The 17,689-nt window shown below is 33.7% G+C and carries 16 protein-coding genes and 1 other RNA gene; 9 read left to right on the forward strand and 8 right to left on the reverse strand.

The genetic code is table 11. The annotated features are described in order from the left end of the window. Positions 1-75: 75 nt before the first annotated feature. The 3 genes from ACNQGD_RS06800 to ACNQGD_RS06810 all read left to right on the forward strand — a co-directional run bounded on the left by ACNQGD_RS06800 (position 76) and on the right by ACNQGD_RS06810 (position 4,225). Positions 76-549, forward strand: a complete 474-nt coding sequence (locus tag ACNQGD_RS06800) for a DUF4402 domain-containing protein (RefSeq protein WP_417998765.1) — start codon at positions 76-78, stop codon at positions 547-549. 100 nt (positions 550-649) lie between these two features. Then, positions 650-1,468, forward strand: a complete 819-nt coding sequence (locus ACNQGD_RS06805) for a fimbrial biogenesis chaperone (protein ID WP_417998766.1) — start codon at positions 650-652, stop codon at positions 1,466-1,468. 258 nt (positions 1,469-1,726) lie between these two features. After that, the gene (locus tag ACNQGD_RS06810) at positions 1,727-4,225 is read left to right on the forward strand and encodes a hypothetical protein (protein ID WP_417998767.1); all 2,499 of its coding nucleotides are present in this window, start codon (positions 1,727-1,729) and stop codon (positions 4,223-4,225) included. A gap of 6 nt (positions 4,226-4,231) precedes the next feature. On the opposite strand, the gene ygiD is transcribed toward ACNQGD_RS06810, so the two are convergent. Together ygiD and ACNQGD_RS06820 are read right to left on the reverse strand one after the other, a co-directional pair. After that, positions 4,232-5,062, reverse strand: coding sequence for a 4,5-DOPA-extradiol-dioxygenase (gene ygiD / locus ACNQGD_RS06815; RefSeq protein WP_417998768.1), 831 nt, complete (start codon positions 5,060-5,062; stop codon positions 4,232-4,234). A 103-nt stretch (positions 5,063-5,165) separates the two neighbouring features. Next, the gene (locus tag ACNQGD_RS06820) at positions 5,166-6,587 is read right to left on the reverse strand and encodes an ATP-dependent DNA helicase (RefSeq protein WP_417998769.1); all 1,422 of its coding nucleotides are present in this window, start codon (positions 6,585-6,587) and stop codon (positions 5,166-5,168) included. Positions 6,588-6,745: 158 nt separating this feature from the next. Between ACNQGD_RS06820 and ACNQGD_RS06825 the strand changes: the two genes are divergently transcribed. Together ACNQGD_RS06825 and ACNQGD_RS06830 are read left to right on the forward strand one after the other, a co-directional pair. Then, on the forward strand, positions 6,746-7,552 hold the full coding sequence (locus tag ACNQGD_RS06825) for a DUF3822 family protein (RefSeq protein WP_417998770.1): 807 nt from the start codon (positions 6,746-6,748) through the stop codon (positions 7,550-7,552). Further along, positions 7,549-8,148, forward strand: a complete 600-nt coding sequence (locus ACNQGD_RS06830) for an RsmD family RNA methyltransferase (protein ID WP_417998771.1) — start codon at positions 7,549-7,551, stop codon at positions 8,146-8,148. The genes ACNQGD_RS06825 and ACNQGD_RS06830 overlap by 4 nt, the downstream gene beginning before the upstream one ends. Positions 8,149-8,164: 16 nt before the next feature. On the opposite strand, the gene ACNQGD_RS06835 is transcribed toward ACNQGD_RS06830, so the two are convergent. Together ACNQGD_RS06835 and rnpB are read right to left on the reverse strand one after the other, a co-directional pair. After that, a complete protein-coding gene (locus ACNQGD_RS06835; RefSeq protein WP_417998772.1) occupies positions 8,165-9,082 on the reverse strand; it encodes a ketopantoate reductase family protein in 918 nt (305 codons plus the stop codon). A 124-nt stretch (positions 9,083-9,206) separates the two neighbouring features. After that, an RNA gene (gene rnpB / locus ACNQGD_RS06840) (RNase P RNA component class A) lies at positions 9,207-9,524 on the reverse strand. 121 nt (positions 9,525-9,645) lie between these two features. Between rnpB and ACNQGD_RS06845 the strand changes: the two genes are divergently transcribed. The 4 genes from ACNQGD_RS06845 (at position 9,646) to ACNQGD_RS06860 (ending at position 13,058) form a co-directional block, all read left to right on the forward strand. After that, positions 9,646-9,954, forward strand: coding sequence for a hypothetical protein (locus ACNQGD_RS06845; RefSeq protein ID WP_417994956.1), 309 nt, complete (start codon positions 9,646-9,648; stop codon positions 9,952-9,954). A 63-nt stretch (positions 9,955-10,017) separates the two neighbouring features. Next, positions 10,018-11,130: a class I SAM-dependent methyltransferase gene (locus tag ACNQGD_RS06850; RefSeq protein WP_417998773.1), complete on the forward strand. Its 1,113-nt coding sequence runs from the start codon at positions 10,018-10,020 to the stop codon at positions 11,128-11,130. 225 nt (positions 11,131-11,355) lie between these two features. Then, the gene (gene dnaX / locus ACNQGD_RS06855; RefSeq protein ID WP_417998774.1) at positions 11,356-12,441 is read left to right on the forward strand and encodes a DNA polymerase III subunit gamma/tau; all 1,086 of its coding nucleotides are present in this window, start codon (positions 11,356-11,358) and stop codon (positions 12,439-12,441) included. A 200-nt stretch (positions 12,442-12,641) separates the two neighbouring features. After that, the gene (locus ACNQGD_RS06860) at positions 12,642-13,058 is read left to right on the forward strand and encodes a DNA polymerase III subunit gamma/tau (protein WP_417998775.1); all 417 of its coding nucleotides are present in this window, start codon (positions 12,642-12,644) and stop codon (positions 13,056-13,058) included. A 21-nt stretch (positions 13,059-13,079) separates the two neighbouring features. Here the strand turns inward: ACNQGD_RS06860 and ACNQGD_RS06865 are convergent, their stop codons facing one another. From ACNQGD_RS06865 to ACNQGD_RS06880, 4 genes are all read right to left on the reverse strand, one after another. Then, positions 13,080-13,970 carry a Ppx/GppA phosphatase family protein gene (locus ACNQGD_RS06865; protein WP_417996240.1) on the reverse strand — a complete coding sequence of 297 codons (891 nt, stop codon included), beginning with the start codon at positions 13,968-13,970 and terminating at the stop codon, positions 13,080-13,082. A gap of 100 nt (positions 13,971-14,070) precedes the next feature. Then, positions 14,071-16,158, reverse strand: coding sequence for a polyphosphate kinase 1 (gene ppk1, locus ACNQGD_RS06870; protein WP_417996239.1), 2,088 nt, complete (start codon positions 16,156-16,158; stop codon positions 14,071-14,073). Beyond that, on the reverse strand, positions 16,155-16,640 hold the full coding sequence (locus tag ACNQGD_RS06875) for a SixA phosphatase family protein (RefSeq protein WP_417998776.1): 486 nt from the start codon (positions 16,638-16,640) through the stop codon (positions 16,155-16,157). The genes ppk1 and ACNQGD_RS06875 overlap by 4 nt, the downstream gene beginning before the upstream one ends. Positions 16,641-17,064: 424 nt before the next feature. Beyond that, positions 17,065-17,238, reverse strand: a complete 174-nt coding sequence (locus tag ACNQGD_RS06880; RefSeq protein WP_417998777.1) for a hypothetical protein — start codon at positions 17,236-17,238, stop codon at positions 17,065-17,067. Positions 17,239-17,689 lie beyond the last annotated feature (451 nt).

Raw genomic sequence — 17,689 nt, forward strand, 5'->3', positions numbered from 1 at the left:
ACCTTGTTTTTAGTTTTTTACTATTGTTGCTTTTCCTGGCAAAACCCAAGGCGGAATCAATGAAACAATGACTCCATGAAAGAGAAAATTTTACTGCTGTTACTTTTTTTTTTACCCTTTGTCAGTTCTTTAATAGCGCAGGTTCCTATCTCCATTTCGAAAAACACAGACATGAATTTTGGTACAATAGCGGCTTCCTCCGTTGGTGGTACAGTGGTATTATCTGCTTCAGGATCAAGATTTGCTACAGGCGGGATAATCCTGCCCTCGATTAATGGAATTGTTTGCGCGGCGCAATTTACCGTAACTGGTGAGCCTGGTTATACTTATGCAATTACGTTACCTACTGATTTTACACTTTATGAATCCGGAGTTAGTCTTGCATCCATGGTTGTTAATGCTTTTACCAGTACACCTTCTGCAACCGGTACTTTAGCAGGTGGTACACAAAATGTTCTTGTTGGAGCAAAGCTAAATGTTGGAGCCTCACAAGCTGCAGGTTCCTATACCAATGTGCTAGGTTTTACAGTGGTTGTAAATTATAATTAGTCGTAACTAGAAGGTGTTCCCGTTTTGCACACCTCTTTTTTCATCTTTAAACCGTTGCTGTCAATACTAAAATTGAAGCTAAAATAATGAATGACTCCCCATGAAAGAGAAAATTTTACTACTGTTACTCTTGTTTTTACCCTTTTTAGGTCCCTTAATGGCGCAAGGGGATTTGATGATTTTCCCAAAACGCCTCGCCTTTGACGGCATTCAAAACAGGGTGCAGAATATTAACCTGTCCAATATCGGGAAAGATACCGCCACCTATAAACTGACGTACAGCGAGATAAAAATGGATCAGGACGGCAAATTTATTTCTATTGAAGAGCCGGAACCCGACCAGCGCTTTGCATCTCCTTATTTGCGATTTTACCCCCGCATGATTACTCTGGCTCCCAATGAATCGCAAACAGTAAAAATACAGCTGATCAAAACCAATGAACTGCAACAAGGGGAATACCGTTCCCATCTTTATTTCCGTGGCGTGCCTAAAAACAAAGTTTTAGAGAAAGAAGATCCCGCCCATAAGCCGGAAGGCTTAAGCATCAGTATAACTCCAGTTTTTGGAATTTCTATTGCCAATATCATTACCATTGGAGAAGCGAACACAGCGGTAACGCTTTCAAATTTAGCAGTTGAACAGTCCGAAGAGGGAATTGCGCTTTCCCTATATTTTAATCGAACCGGTAATATGTCCTCTTATGGCGATATACAGGTCAACCATATTTCGTCCGAAGGAATTACCACTAGCGCAGCCACCGTGAAAGGTTTTGCCATATACGCTCCGGGAAATTTACGCAGAACCAAAATAAAACTCAATACCACCCCAAACATAGATTACACCAAAGGCCAGCTTCAGGTCTTTTATTCCGCACAAGACAAAGGCATGAAATATGCTGAAGGCACCCTCCGTTTATAACACCCAAAAATACATAACCCATGTATTTCTTTACGGTACGTTTATTTATTTTACTGTCCACAATAGCTGTTTTTGAAATGAATTCCTTGATTACTTCCACCTGTTTTAATGAAGACCGCATATTGCATGTTAGAATATATAAAGGGTAAATGTCTCCAAAAAAAACATACTCCACTTAGCAAATGGGCTTCTTTCTTCGGATTGTTTACGCACAAGTCCGGCACTTTTCAATGTCTATTCATTATACTATTCGCAAGTTTGCATTCTTCTGTCAGCGCACAAGAGCTAGACTGTGATGAAGTGCTGGTGTCGCTTCAGGTGAGATACATTGGCAGTACCGAGCTGCCTACAATTATCTGTGGCGAGGAAGTGTATCTTTCGGTACCCGATGTTTTTGATTTTTTAAAGATTAAGAATACCAAAAATGCTACTTACAGCACGGTAGAAGGTTTTTTCATCAATCAGAAGAACAACTTCAAAATAAATGAAATTACCAATCAAATTACGTACAAAGAACAGGTGATCCATCTAAAACCGGGCGATTTGATCCGAACTTCAACCAATTTGTTCCTGAAAGCTTCCTATTTCAATCAAATATTTGGGCTCGAAAATAATTTTATCTTTAGAAGTTTATCCATTGAAATGGTCTCAAAACTCGAACTTCCCGCCATTAGAGAAGCCCGATTGCTAGCAATGCGAGATAACATCAACAAAATGAAACTGGAATTTAAAGCGGATACAACTATTGTACGTGACAAACCGCTACTTCATTTTGGAACTGCAAATTGGGCTGTTAATACTATACAACAATCCGAAGGAAGTCATTCAGAACGATTACTCCTTAATTTAGGCGGCATTGTAGCTGGAGGTGAATTGACTACTTCGCTAAATTACACTAGCGACCAACCCATAGTGGCCAAAAACCAATTTTATCGATGGCGCTATGTGAACAATGAAAACAAATACATTAAGCAGTTCACTTTAGGAAAATTTTCAGCTTCTTCCAAAGCGACAATTTTGTTTCCCATTATCGGAGCTCAGATCACGAATGCCTCTACCCAAATCAGAAAATCTTTTGGTACGTATATCTTGAGCGATCATACTCAAGCTAATTGGACAGTAGAACTTTACATCAACAATGTATTAATCGATTATCTCCAGGCAGATGCAAACGGTTTCTTTTCGTTTAACGTGCCTCTGATGTACGGACGAACAGAAGTTACGCTAAGGTATTATGGACCTTGGGGTGAAGAACAATTTTTTAGCAATCAATTTGTAGTTCCCGCTATTTTCCTTCCAAAAAAAGAAATTGAATACACAATTAGCTCTGGAATTATTGAGGACGGAAAAGGCAGTATTTTTAGCAATGCAAAAGTAAATTATGGCCTTTCCAATCATGTAACTTTGGGCGGTGGAATGGAATATGTTTCTTCTTTAGAATCTAATAAAATTATTCCGTTTTTGAATTCTTCCCTTCGACTCTCGTCTCAATTATTTCTTACAGGAAGCTATTATTCAAAAGTGCTGTATGATTTCAATTTGAATTATACGACACCCAAAAATCTTCGCTTTGACTTTGATTATAGCAAATACGATAAGAACCAACAAGCCGTTCGATTCAATTATTCCGAAATGCGGAAAGCAAGTATTTCCATGCCGCATCACAGTTCTTTTTTTTCGGGAACTTCCCGATTTACCATTCAACAAAACCTATTTAGCACCACTAAATTTACCACTTCTGAATTTCTACTCTCGGGAAATTCATTTGGATTTAATTTTAATTTTACGACCAATGCCTTTTTTACCAAAAATCAAAAACCATTGGTCTACAGCAATATTTCAACCTCGTTCCAACTTCCTAAAAGATTTGTCCTTGTTCCCCAATTGCGCTATAGATATAGTGCCAGTGACGTAACGACACTGCGAACAGAACTGAGAAAACTAATTTTTAAAAAAGGTTTTATTCAGACTTCTTTCGATTATAATTTTAATAATCAAAAAGGTAGTTTTCAAATTGGTTTTACTCATAATTTTGACCATCTCAACACAGCATTTTCCAGTATTATTTATAATAACAGGGCTTCTTTTTCACAGTCTGCCAGTGGCAGTTTAATCTTTGAACCCCAAGCTGATTTTGTACGTTTGAATAACCGAATAAGTGTGGGCAGAGGAAGTATAAAATTTATTCCGTTTTTAGACATTAATGGAAATGGAAAAAAAGAGGAAAAAGAACCTCTGGTAATAGGAGTCCAGATCATAGTAATGGGTGGTGACCCTCAGCTCATTAATCCCGATGGTACCACCATTATAACCGGATTAGAACCCTATATTAAAAATTATGTAGAACTTAATACCGACAAAGTTAATTCTATTGCTTGGCGCATAAATAACAAAACTTTAAATTGTACCTTAAATCCCAATCAATTAAAAATAATTGAAATCCCGGTTGTAGTGATGGGAGAAGTCTCTGGAATGGTGTATCGAAAAGAAAAGAAGCAACTCTTGGGAACTGGAGGTTTAAAAGTCTCTATTTATGATCTGCACAATACATTAATTACCAGTATTCTTTCGGAACCTGATGGTTATTTTAGTTTCTTGGGTTTAAAATCGGGACAATATGTTGCAAAAATAGATGCACTTCAATTAGAAAATTTACAGCTGATGGCTGATCCCTCCTACCAGACTTTTGAAATCGACAACGGAATCGATGGGGCTTTTGTAGATACGCTTGAATTTGTGCTTCAAAAAAATAAATAAGTAAATCTACATAATCTTTACTGAAGTCATGCTCAACGAACCTGCCAATAACTTATCATTGAACAAACTCAGTTCTTCCGATTTTCCTTTTAATCCCAAGGTATATAGTAAAGGTAAATAATGTTCGGGCGTAGGAATCGCTAATTGAAACGCTTTGCTTTGTTTTTCAAAATCAATCAATGGTTGGAAATTCCCGTCCTGTAAATAATTGTTTACCGTTTCCCTTGCTTCAATTGCCCAATCGTACCCGTAATTGTCTTTATCAAAATTGTGATAATCAACCAAACCCAAATTATGAACAATATTACCGCTACCTATAATCAGGATTCCTTTGGTTCGCAACGCACTTAGTTTTTGAGCCAACTCAAAATGGTACTGCCCGGATTTTGTATAATCTATACTCAACTGAATCACGGGAATATTCGCTTCGGGATATAAATGTTTGATGACACTCCAAGCACCGTGATCCAAACCCCAATGTTCGTCCAGCTCTACTTCTACCGGCGACAATAATTGTTTTGTTTCTATCGCTAATTTCGGACTTCCTTTTGCTGGATATTGAACCTCAAATAATGATTGTGGAAAACCACCAAAGTCGTGAATCGTTCGAGGTATTTCCATTGCGGTAACCTTTGTCCCTTTAGTAAACCAATGCGCCGAAATACATAAAATGGCATTCGGTTGTGGTAAGGTTTTAGCTAAGTTTCGAAAACCCGTCACAAACTGATTTTCTTCAATCGCGTTCATCGGGCTTCCGTGTCCCAAAAACAGCACCGGCATTTTTTCAGTATTCGAAAAAGAGCCAGAAATTTTATGTAAGTCGTTTAGTGTGTTCATAAACAAATATTTATTTTTAAACCATTAAGAAATTTAAGTTTTTTAAGGTGTTAATATAATTGCTTAAAAAACTTAAATTTCTTAATGGTTTAATTTAAAAAGATTATTCGACAAAATTCTCATCCTTAAAACCTATCAAATATAATTTATTTTTTGCCCGGGTCATTGCGGTGTACAACCATCGAATATAATCTCTATTGATTCCGTCCGGCAAATACGGTTGTTCTATAAAAACCGTATTCCATTGACCACCTTGAGACTTATGACAGGTTATCGCATACGAGAATTTAACTTGCAGCCCATTGAAATATTCGTTGGCTTTTACTTTTTGGAATTGCTTGAATTTGGTTTCACCTTCATAATCTTTCAACACTTCCTGATACAATCGGTTGGATTCTTCATAAGTCAACGATGGTGATTCACTTTTTATAGTGTCCATCAGTAAAACTGTTTCAAACGGAATCTGATTGGGGTAATCAATCATTCGGATTTTTACTTTGGCAAACTTAAAACCGTACAATTCTTTGATATTGAAAATTTCTAATATTTCGATAATATCACCATTGGCAATAAATCCGGCTTCATCAGAATCTTTCAACCAAAAATAATTATTCTTTACCACCATCAAAAAGTCACCCGTGGAAAGTTCACTTTCTTTATCGAGGATCTTGGTTCTGATTTGCTCATTATACTGATTTGCCCTTTTATTGGAACGAACAATAAAAGCGGTGTCTTCAATACTATAATTACTGTAGGCGGAATTGATCGCATCCTGAATATCGTACCCATCGGTCAAACGCACAATATCTTTGAATTTCTTGACATCAAATTTGAATTCGTCAATAAAGGAATCTTTCAATAACTCCCGAAGCTCCGTTGCATTATGCAAAATCCCGGAACTTTCTTCTTGACGCATGACTTCGTCTAGCTCGATATGTTCCACTTCTTTATCATAATTCATCCCCAAAGTACGGATGTCCAAAGCTGGACTGATATCCAAATTCACCGGAGGCAACTGAGCTGTATCTCCCAATAATATCATCTTACAATTAGTTCCCGAATATACATACGAAATCAAATCATCAAGCAAAGAACTGTTTTCATATAACTTCGAATCGGAATTGGTATCCGAAATCATCGAAGCTTCATCGACGATAAAAATCGTGTTCTTGTGTTTGTTTTGTTGCAACGTAAACGAAACGCCTCCACCGGAAGATTTTTTCGGAAAGTATATTTTTTTATGAATTGTAAAAGCTGGTTTATTCGAATAATTGGCAATCACTTTTGCCGCACGACCTGTTGGCGCCAACAAGACATATTTTTTATTAATGTCCAATAAACTGTTTACAATCGTAGAAATTACAGTCGTTTTTCCAGTTCCGGCATATCCTTTTAATACGAAGATGGTTTTATTATCCGTTTCGGTTAAAAAAATTGCTATTTTTTGAAAAAAAATATCCTGTTTATACGTGGGTTGAAAAGGGAATTTTTTTTGTAAAAGACTATAAAACAGGGAGGAATTCATTTCGTATTATTTGACTGCAAAGTAAAGAATGTTTTTTCAATTTCAATGGCAATAGCAATTTCAATTTTCAATTACTACTATTGATTTTGCCAGTACTATTGCTATTGAAATTGATTTTTAAATTTGTAAGTTTGCGTTGTTGAAAAATCAATAGTATTATGAACATAGCCGAAAAAAAATATAAAAAACTTTCCATTCAAGTTTCCTTGACTGGGCTTTCTTTTTGTTGCTTTGACACGCTAAACAATACGGTGACTTCATTTAAAGAAGTGCATTTTGAGACCTTTCACAAAGCCACAAAAATTGAAGATTTGTTTGCCGATGCTTTTAGAGATCATCCAGAATTAAAGGATTCGTATGATGAAATTTTGGTGATTCACAATAACAACCTTTCCACTTTTGTCCCCACAGCGCTTTTTGATGAGAACTTTTTAGGCAGTTATCTACAATACAATACCAAAGTTTTTGAAACGGATTTTTTTGCTTTTGATGAAATTCCAAACTATCAAATGAATGCGGTGTATATTCCGTATGTGAATATCAATAATTTTTTTATTGACCAATTTGGTTCTTTCGATTACAAACATGCCAATAGTATTTTAGTTTCCAAATTACTGGTAGCATCCAAAAATAAGGATGATAAAAAGATGTTCATTCACATCAATTCTGGCCATTTTGAAATTATTGTGGTTCAGAACCAAAAATTATTACTTTTCAATTCTTTTGATTTTAGCACGCCTGAAGATTTCTTATATTACATCTTATTTACTGCTGAACAATTGAATTTAAATCCCGAAAACTTCCCATTGGAACTAATCGGAACTATTGATACCGAAAGTGATTATTTCAAAATCGCTTACAAATACATTCGCAACGTTTCCCTTATTGATGTGGAAGATTTGCGATGGAACAATTATTTTTCTGAGGCCGAAAACAGAAATCATTTTATACTTTTCAACTCATGAGAATCATTTCAGGAAAATACAAAGGAAGACGCATTTCTCCGCCAAAAGGATTACCTGTTCGCCCTACTACCGATATGTCTAAAGAAGCATTATTCAATGTTTTGAACAACCATTTCAGTTTTGAAGGGCTTAAAATATTAGATTTATTCTCCGGAACTGGAAATATCAGTTACGAGTTTGCCTCAAGAGGAAGCACGCCAATCACTTCAGTTGATGGTGATTTTGGTTGTGTAAAATTCATTAAGCAAGTCGCAGCCGAATATGATTTTAATATTGCTGCCACAAAAAGTGATGTTTTTGCTTATTTAGAAAGATGTAAAACGTCTTATGATATCATTTTTGCAGATCCGCCTTATGCTTTGGACCAAAAAACTTTCGAGAAAATCATCTTATTAGTTTTCGAAAAAGAACTGCTTAATGAAGAAGGAATGATGGTAATCGAACATTCGAAATATACCAAACTGGATCACATGATTCACTTTTCGTTCCAGAAAAGTTACGGAGGTTCTATTTTTAGTTTCTTCGAAATAGGCTCTGGTGAAAATGAAGAAGATTCTGAAAACGAATCAGATGAAAATGATGGTGAAGAAGAATAGTTTTAGCTATTTATTTTTAAGATAGTTTCTCCAATATTTTCTTATATATTGGAGTAGTAACTCCATGTTTTAGACCTTCTTTTACCACATATTCAGTCAAGGAAACTACTTCGGTATTTCTTCCTGCCAATAAATCTCTATGCATAGATGAGGTAGCATCTTTTGGAGTTTTTTCGAGTTTGATAATTGTTTGATTAACAATATCATTTGGTAATGCTAACCCTTTTGCAAAAGCGACAGCGGTTATCTCGTTTAACAATGAAATATAAACTGCTTTATTTTCAGGATGATTCAAAATCTCTCCTATATTTTGATTCAAATAGGAAGTAGCAGAAGCCAATGCGGAAATAAAAATGAACTTTTCCCACACCGTTTCTTCAATATTTTCTACCAAATAACTTTCGATATTGGCGTTTTCAAAAATGGATTGCAGTTCATTCAATTTGGAAACCGGAGCATTTTTAGAACCAAAAAACAGTTTTTCATAAAGGCCTATTTTCTTGATAATTCCTGGAGATTCAATCATCGAAACAATATAAACACAACCTTGTAAAACCGTATTTTCAGAAAATAGTATTTGTATGCGTTTCGTGGCATCGACGCCATTATATAAAGGTAGGATTATCGTGTTTGGCGTAATGCAGTTTTTTATGGATTCAAAACTGGTTTCGATGTCATAGGTTTTAGTGGCACAAATTAGGTAATTCAGATCCCCAATTTCTTCTGGATTATTCGAAACCAAACTAGGAAAAACAGTTATTTCATTAGTATCAGAAATAAGTTTCAATCCGTTTTGAGCTAATGCTTTTTGGGTTTCGCCACGAGCAATAAACACGATTTCGATTGCATCAGAATCAAAATAAGCTTTTGCCAATAATCCTCCAAAATAACCGCCTACTCCGCCCAATCCTAAAATTCCAATTCTTGTTTTCATAACTACTATTTAAAAATTAAACCATTAAGGAATTTAGAAAATTAAGACTTGCGACTTAATAAAACTTAATTTCTTAATGGTTCTTTTAGATTTCACAATCCATGAATTCATTAAATTTTTTAATAAAAAATGCAGACCTGTAAGCCGGATTCTGTCCCCGATAAATCGAAGCCTTATCATTTATCTAGATCCCGAATTACTTCGGGACTCAAGCTATCTACCCTTCAGCAACGAACGAGACGCCCTTAAATGCTGATATACTTGATATTTCACCGCATAGAGTTTACCTGGTTTCACTACAGCATTACCTGTACATACTTTCTGTTGCACTTGTCCTAATCCAATTGCTTGAACCGACGGGGGTTACCCGCTATGCTTCCCTTTGGTGTCCGGACTTTCCTCCCTTTTGATTGCTCAAAACGGCGATAAGGCGGTCTGCGGTGCGAAATTACAACAATTTTTCATGTATCTCAATTTTAGATTATTTACTTTAACATCCATTTCTCAATGACTTAATAATAAATTAGTTACCTTTATAAATAACAATCAATCTTCCATTAATCATGAAACCAACATATCATTATACCACCGTAATAGAAGCCTTAGAAGATCTAAAAGAAAAAGGTTTTACCTATGATTTTAATATTCACCAAGCTGATATTAAAGCCAATCCACATAAATTTGAAGTAAATCACGTCTACCGCTATGAAGGTGATACTGATCCTGGAGAAGAATCAGTGGTTTATGGAATCAGTTCTGATTCAGGTGAAAAAGGAGTATTTGTAGCTGGTTTTTCAGCAAATTCAGATAATGAAGCGGCCATTGTTTTGGAAAAATTATGCATCGAAACCGGCGGGCAATGCAAACTTTAGCAATCGTTTAGCTACTTACTTTTGAGAAATAGAACTTCAAAAAAAATTAATTATTTAAGTTCGATGCTACTTTCTGAAATTATCATACAGCGAATCAAAAAAGAAGGACCAATCTCTTTTCGGGATTTTATGGAGATGGCATTGTATTATCCGGAATTGGGATATTATAATTCCGTGCAAAACAAGATTGGAGCAGATGGTGATTTTTACACCAGTGCAAATCTTACTGCTGATTTTGGTGCTATGATAGGCCGTCAAATCGAAGAAATGTGGCAAAACTTAGAAAAAAAACCTTTTAAAGTCATTGAGTATGGAGCCGGAACAGGTTTATTATGTCATGATATTTTAGCTTATCTCGAGAATAACATCCCTTTAAATGAGAACCTAACCTACTGCATTATCGAGAAAAGTGCCAGTATGCGGGAGATTCAAAAAAAACATTTACACAAAAAAGTAAACTGGTACAATTCCATTAAAGATATCCCTGAAATCAACGGCTGTATTTTATCAAATGAATTGATTGATAATTTCTCTGTTCATCAGGTCATTATGGAAGAACAGCTTAAAGAAGTATTCGTTGATTACAAAGAGGGCTTTGTTGAAATTTTAAAACCTGCAAAGACTGAACTTATCCAATATTTCGAAACATTAAAGGTACAATTACCCAAAGAATTTCGTACCGAAGTTAATTTGGAAGCTGTATCTTGGATAAAAGAAATTTCTCAATCTTTACAAAAAGGCTACGTAATCACCATCGATTATGGATCATTATCGGCTGAATTATATAACAATCGGAGAAGTTTCGGGACGCTCCTGTGTTATTATAAACATCATAAAAGCGACAATCCGTATCAGTTTATTGGTCAACAAGACATTACGACTCATATCAACTTTTCAGCTATATCACATTGGGGTTCACAATACGGAATAGAACCTTGTGGAATTGTGAATCAAGCCGAATTTTTGTTGGCACTAGGTATAAAAGAATATCAAAATTCAGGGTTGAATAATAATCCAAATAATGTAGCATCAGCGATGCAGGAATCACTTATAAATTATAGATTATTAATGGATATGGGTATGAAATTCAAAGTATTAATACAACAAAAAGGAGTTTCTGAATATCCACTTTCGGGATTGAAATTTTTAAATTCTTCAAGAGCTTCCTACACTTAAAATTACAATTTATCAGGAGTAATTTACTTCGTCAGTTCGCTTCGCTCGTGTCCAGCTATCCGTTACAATCTTATTCGCCGAACCCTGACTCATAAGGATTTTTACTTTTATCTGGGCTAGGAAATTTTATGCATAAAAACCATTTTAAAAATTATAAAATCTTTCAAGCCGCAAATTTTTCCATCTTTAAATTAAAACCTATATTTGCTTTCGAATAAAAATTCTATGGAACAATTTGTTGTATCGGCTCGTAAATATCGTCCTCAAACATTTAAAGATGTTGTAGGACAAAAAGCCATTACTACTACTTTATTGAATGCCATAGAAAGCAATCACTTGGCTTCTGCTTTATTATTCACAGGACCTCGTGGCGTTGGAAAAACAACTTGTGCCCGTATTTTGGCTCGAAAAATCAATCAGCCAGGATACGATGATCCAAATGAAGATTTTGCTTTTAATGTTTTCGAATTAGATGCTGCATCCAACAACTCTGTGGATGACATCCGAAATTTAATTGACCAAGTTCGTATTCCGCCACAAACGGGACAATATAAAGTCTACATTATTGATGAGGTTCACATGCTGTCTTCGGCAGCTTTTAATGCTTTCCTGAAAACATTGGAAGAACCGCCAAAGCATGCCATTTTTATATTGGCTACGACCGAAAAACATAAAATTATTCCAACGATTTTATCTCGTTGTCAAATATTTGATTTCAAAAGAATTACCGTAAAAGATGCCAAAGAACATCTTGCCGAAGTAGCCACCAGTCAAGGTGTAAATTTTGAAGATGACGCTTTGCATATCATTGCTCAAAAAGCGGATGGCGCAATGCGTGATGCTTTGTCCATTTTTGACCGAGTAGTTTCTTTTTGTGGAAAAGATTTAACACGTCAGGCCGTTACGGAGAACTTGAATGTGTTGGATTATGAAACCTACATTAACATCACCGATTTGATATTGGAAAACAAAATTCCAGATTTATTAATCGCTTTCAACGAAATTCTTTCCAAAGGATTTGATGCTCATCATTTTGTATCCGGATTGGCCACTCATTTTAGAGATTTATTGGTTTCTAAAACACCGGCTACTTTATCTTTATTAGAAGTTGGGGAACAAGCACAACAAATGTATGGCGTGCAAGCGCAAAAATGCAGTCAAGAATTTCTTTTGAAAGGAATTGAAATTGCAAATGATTGTGATTTAAAATACAAATTGAGCCAAAATCAACGACTTCTTGTTGAACTTTGTCTGATGCAACTTGCCTCTATCACTTTTGATGGAGAAAAAAAAAAGTTGAGCAATATATAATTCCACCTACTTATTATAGAAAGAACGATTACTCTATTGTAGAAAGTCCAAAAGCTAAGGTAGAAAACATTATAGCGCCTCAATACAAAGAGCCTGAAGCTATTGTTGTTCCTGTTCCTTTAGTAAAAATTGACATTCCACAATCTAACGAAGCTAAGGTTTCTGCATTTTCATTATCAAGTATTCGTGCCAAAAAAGCATTGGAAGAAAGTAGTCGAGGCATCGTTAAAGAAGTCACACATTTGCCAACAGAATCTTTTACCGAAACAGAAATGTTACTGCATTGGAACAAATATGCGCAACGTTTAGGAGATAAAGGGTATAAAATTATGGAGTCGTTATTGCTTATTAATGATCCTAAACTAAATGGAACTTCTATAACAATTGAATTGCCTAATGAAGGTTCTAAATTAGATTTTGAAAAAGAATTGAATGGACTTTTGGGACATTTAAAAGGGCATTTGCACAATCATGATATCACAATTGAGGTGATTGTGAATGAAAGTATTGAAAGTAAAAGGAACTTTAACGACCAGGATCGCTACAATAGACTTCATGAAATAAATCCAAATATTGAACTTTTACGAACAACATTTGGATTAGATTTAGATGCTTAGTCTGATAAAATCAGAGAAAAATTATATCTTTCCGCTATACATGGCTTTTACAATACCATCCGAAAGTCCAATTTTAGGGACATAAATATTTCTTGCTCCACTCCATTTCATGGCATTCAGATAAATTCTTGTAGCAGGAATAATTACATCGGCACGATCCGGATTCAAACCTAATTCTGAGATTCTTTGTTCGTACGACAGTGAATTCAAAAAAGCGTATTGGGAATTCATATAAATGTAGGACAATGGCTTTTCCTGTATTTTTCCGGACATCTTGAAAAGCTTATTAATATTTCCTCCAGAACCTATTAAAATGACTTCTTCATATTCTTCCGTATTTGTTTTGATCCATTTTTCAATTTCATCCCATACAACATCACAAACCATATCATTCAATAAACGTACAGTTCCTGCTTTGAAGGATCTTGAATTTATCATTTTACCATTAGAAAATAATGTAAACTCAGTGCTTCCACCACCAACATCTACAAAAAGATACGTCTGGTCCGTTTTTAATAAATGATGCAAATCAGTTGAAGCGATTATTGCTGCTTCTTTTTTACCATCTATAATTTCTATTTTTATATCGGCTTTTTTCTTAATTAGAGCAACGATCTCTTTACCATTATAAGCTTCGCGCATGGCTGAAGTTGCAAAAGCCATATAACGTTCCACTTTATGGACCTTCATCAAAAGATTAAAAGCTTTCATAGCATCACACATTCTTTCCAAGTTTTCTTCTGAAATTTCACCCACAGTAAAGGCATCTTGGCCAAGACGAATTGGAACACGCACTAATGAACTTTTATTAAATTGTGGTTCTTTCCCTTCTTGTTCTACAATATTTACAATCAATAAACGCATGGCATTAGAACCAATATCGATTGCAGCATATCTTTTTATTTTAATCATTTTGGATTTGATTCGTTTATTCTTTTAGAAATTAATTGTCATTTATTACTTCTAAAATTAAAAAATTATTGAAAACATTAAACTAAACTGGAACATATAATTACGCTATTTCTTCCGTTTTTGATTCTAATTCAACTTTATGTTGATAATATTTATAGGTTTCTAATTGTGCCCTAAAAACAGGATTATGATTTCGAACTCTATATTTATTATCTAATTTATACGAATGAAAACGGGCTTTTACATTCCCTTTCCAACCTATATCAAAGTTATCAATTAATTCATTTTTTATTTCCTGATCGTATATTGGACAGGTAACTTCAACACGGCCATCCAGATTTCTAGTCATAAAATCAGCTGATGAAATGTAAACTTCCGTTTGTCCTGCATTTCCAAAAATATAAATTCTAGAATGCTCTAAATAATTATCTACAATACTTATAGCTTCAATATTATGGCTCATTCCTGGAATTCCTGGTATCAATGAACAAATTCCTCTAACTTCAAGTTGAATTTTTACTCCGGCTCTACTGGCTTCGTACAATTTATCTATCATTTCAAAATCAGATAAACTATTCATTTTTAACTTTATGTGTGTTTTCCTTCCTGCTAATGCATGGGTAATTTCTCTGTCAATTAATTTTACAAATCGACTTCTGGTATAATGCGGGGAAACAATAAGATGTTTGTAACGATGTACTCTATAGTTGATATCAAAAAACTCAAATATTCGCATAATATCTTTCAGAATTTGTTGATGACTTGTAAAAAGAGTTACGTCTGTATACACTTTTGCTGTTGATTCATTGAAATTTCCTGTTGAAATAAAACCATATCGTTTTATTTTATTATTCTCATTTCTTTCAATAACACATATTTTACTGTGTACTTTTAATCCTTTTATTCCAAAAATTAATTCAATGCCTTCCGTTTGCATTTGCTCTGCATAAGAAATATTAGAAGCCTCATCAAAACGAGCTTGTAATTCGATTTGAACAGTAACTTTTTTTCCATTTTTGGCAGCATTTATAAGCGAACTAATAATTTGAGAATTTTTAGCCAATCGATATAAAGTAATTTTAATCGTAGTTACTTTTGGGTCTAATGCCGCTTCACGCAAAAACTTAGTCAGATAGGAATAGGATTGATAAGGGGCATTTAGTAAATAATCTTTTTCGCTTATTTTTTCTAACATACTGCCTTCAAGACTTAATCCAGGAATTGGCAAAGGATCATTAGTTTTGTATAATAAATCAAATCGACCCAGATTGGGGAAATTCATGTAATCGCGTCTGTTGTGGTATCTTCCTCCAGGAATAATACTGTCAGTAGAAACGATTTTCATTTTATCAAGAAAAAATTGTAAAGTATCTTCTTCTATTAATTGGTCATAAATAAAGCGAACGGGCTCACCAATTCTACGATCTTTAACACTCAATGATATTTTTTCGATCATGCTCTTGCTTAAATCACTATCGATGTCTAATTGAGCATCTCGGGTAATTTTTATCATGTGTGCAGAAACACTTTTGTAGTCAAAAATATTGAAAATACTGCTCAAATTATGTCTAATCACATCATCTAGGAGTATGATATAATGCTTTTCATTATTTGATGGTAAAACAACAAAACGGTTAATTGTTTTTGGAATTTCGATTACGGCATAACGAACTTCTGAATTTTGATTCATGACCAGTTTAATGGCTAAATATCCCGAAGTATCTTTCAAAACGGGGAATTCTGCTAAATCATTCAAAATTATTGTTACTAATTCAGGACTTAATTTTTGAATAAAAAAGTCTTTCAAAAAAATTTCTTGCTCAATTGTTATATCATTTTCGGTAATAATAAATATATTTTCAGTCTCAAGCTCAGCTTCAATAATATTTAATATTCGTAAACTTTCTGATTGTTGTTGGATTACAATTTCAGTGATATCTTTTACTAATTGCTGAGCAGAAATCCCTCCAAGATACTTTTCTCCAGTTATTCCTGTCAGACTTAATCGTCTGATGGCTGCAAAACGAACTCTAAAAAACTCATCTAAATTATTTGAAAAAATACCTAAAAATCGTAGTCTGTCTAATAGAGGAACTGAATTATCACCAGCTTCTTGAAGTACTCTGGCGTTGAAAGCTAACCAACTTTTTTCTCTGTCAATGTATTTATATTCTAATACTTTATTCATCTTAAATCTTTGGGAAATATTATTTTTTTAATTTTACCTTTTTTAATTTTTTTCCAGTTATCGGTATCAAATTTTAAAGATACAAATCCGCTTGTAGGAATATTATCAACATAATCATCCCCAAATTTATTAACAAAATTTGTAATGGCACCATTATGTGCAAAAACAATAACACTTTCGAAAAGATTACTGCATGATTTAATAATTTTCTCCAGTTTTTTTTCATCAAAGGTATAAAGGTCGTCTTTGTAAACGATACTTTCTACAGGATATGCAAAATTTTGAGCAAAAATTAACGCTGTATTTGTTGCTCTTTTTGCAGAACTTGCCCAAATAATATACATTTTAGGAATAAAATCTTTAGCATAAGTAGAAACAAGATGAGCGTCTTTCATTCCTTGACAAGTCAAACCACGATCTTTATCATGCATTGGAACTTCCCAACTTGATTTTGCATGCCGAACTAAAATTAGATTTTTCATACTACTAATATTTATTTATCAATGGCATTGTATCAATTTATTTGAGGTTACAAATTACAAAATAAATTTTAAATGTAATTACATATTCAAATTCATATGGTGAAAATACCGTTAATTTATAAAAATTTCTATTGTATGAATGAAAAAGAAGTAAAGCCAAATTTAAATTTGTTTAAAAAAAAACACTCTTAAGAATAAATTACAGAAATCACATATAATCAATTTTTCTGTGGTAATTTAATGATCTTTTTTATTAATAAAAATTAAAATATAGCCTTAAAAAAACCTTTTATTCTTTTAAACCCGCAATTTGTGATGTGTAAAAAATTTCACTTCCAATAGAGATGGTGGTTAGGGCTATGACGACCTCTATAATTTTTTGGAAACAACAAGATTGATTTGCGAACAACTGCTAGATTGACTGCTAAAGGTTATGGTTAAAATCAACAGTCTTTTTACATTGAATACCATACTTCTTTGTAGCTTCTGTACTTGTAAGTTGTCCTCGTTTTATTTCTCGAACAATTTGTAATTTAAAAAACATTGTGTAGTCTTTTTGGGTGCGCTTAACATAGTGAGTTTCTTCATCTTTTTCCATTAGGATACTTTTTGTGTATCGCTATTTCAGGACAGGACACTATTAATAATTATAAACCTCGTGAGTTTGACTTTCGAGGTTTATTTTTTATACAAATAAAAAATTGCAGTACGCTGAATTAAATAATGCAATTAAAGTCCTAAAAAAATCAAGTTAATTTCTAAACATCATTACCATTCTGCTTGTTAAAAAAACAAAATAATTGTTAATTTTTTGAAATTAAAAACTAAATTTTTCTTAAAAAAAGTACATTTAAACGAGTATTTAGGTTAGTTATAGAGAAAAAAAATTAATACTGCTAATTCTTTGTAATTTTAATTTAACAAATTAAAGCTTTGTTTTTTAGTGCTTTAATAAAAATATAATCACTAGAAATAAAAATTGATTTCCCATTTATCAAATACCACAAAATTAATTTTAGTAATAATAAATTAAAAATTTGATAGTATGA

Source organism: Flavobacterium glucosi, from assembly GCF_048286535.1.
GTDB lineage: Bacteria > Bacteroidota > Bacteroidia > Flavobacteriales > Flavobacteriaceae > Flavobacterium.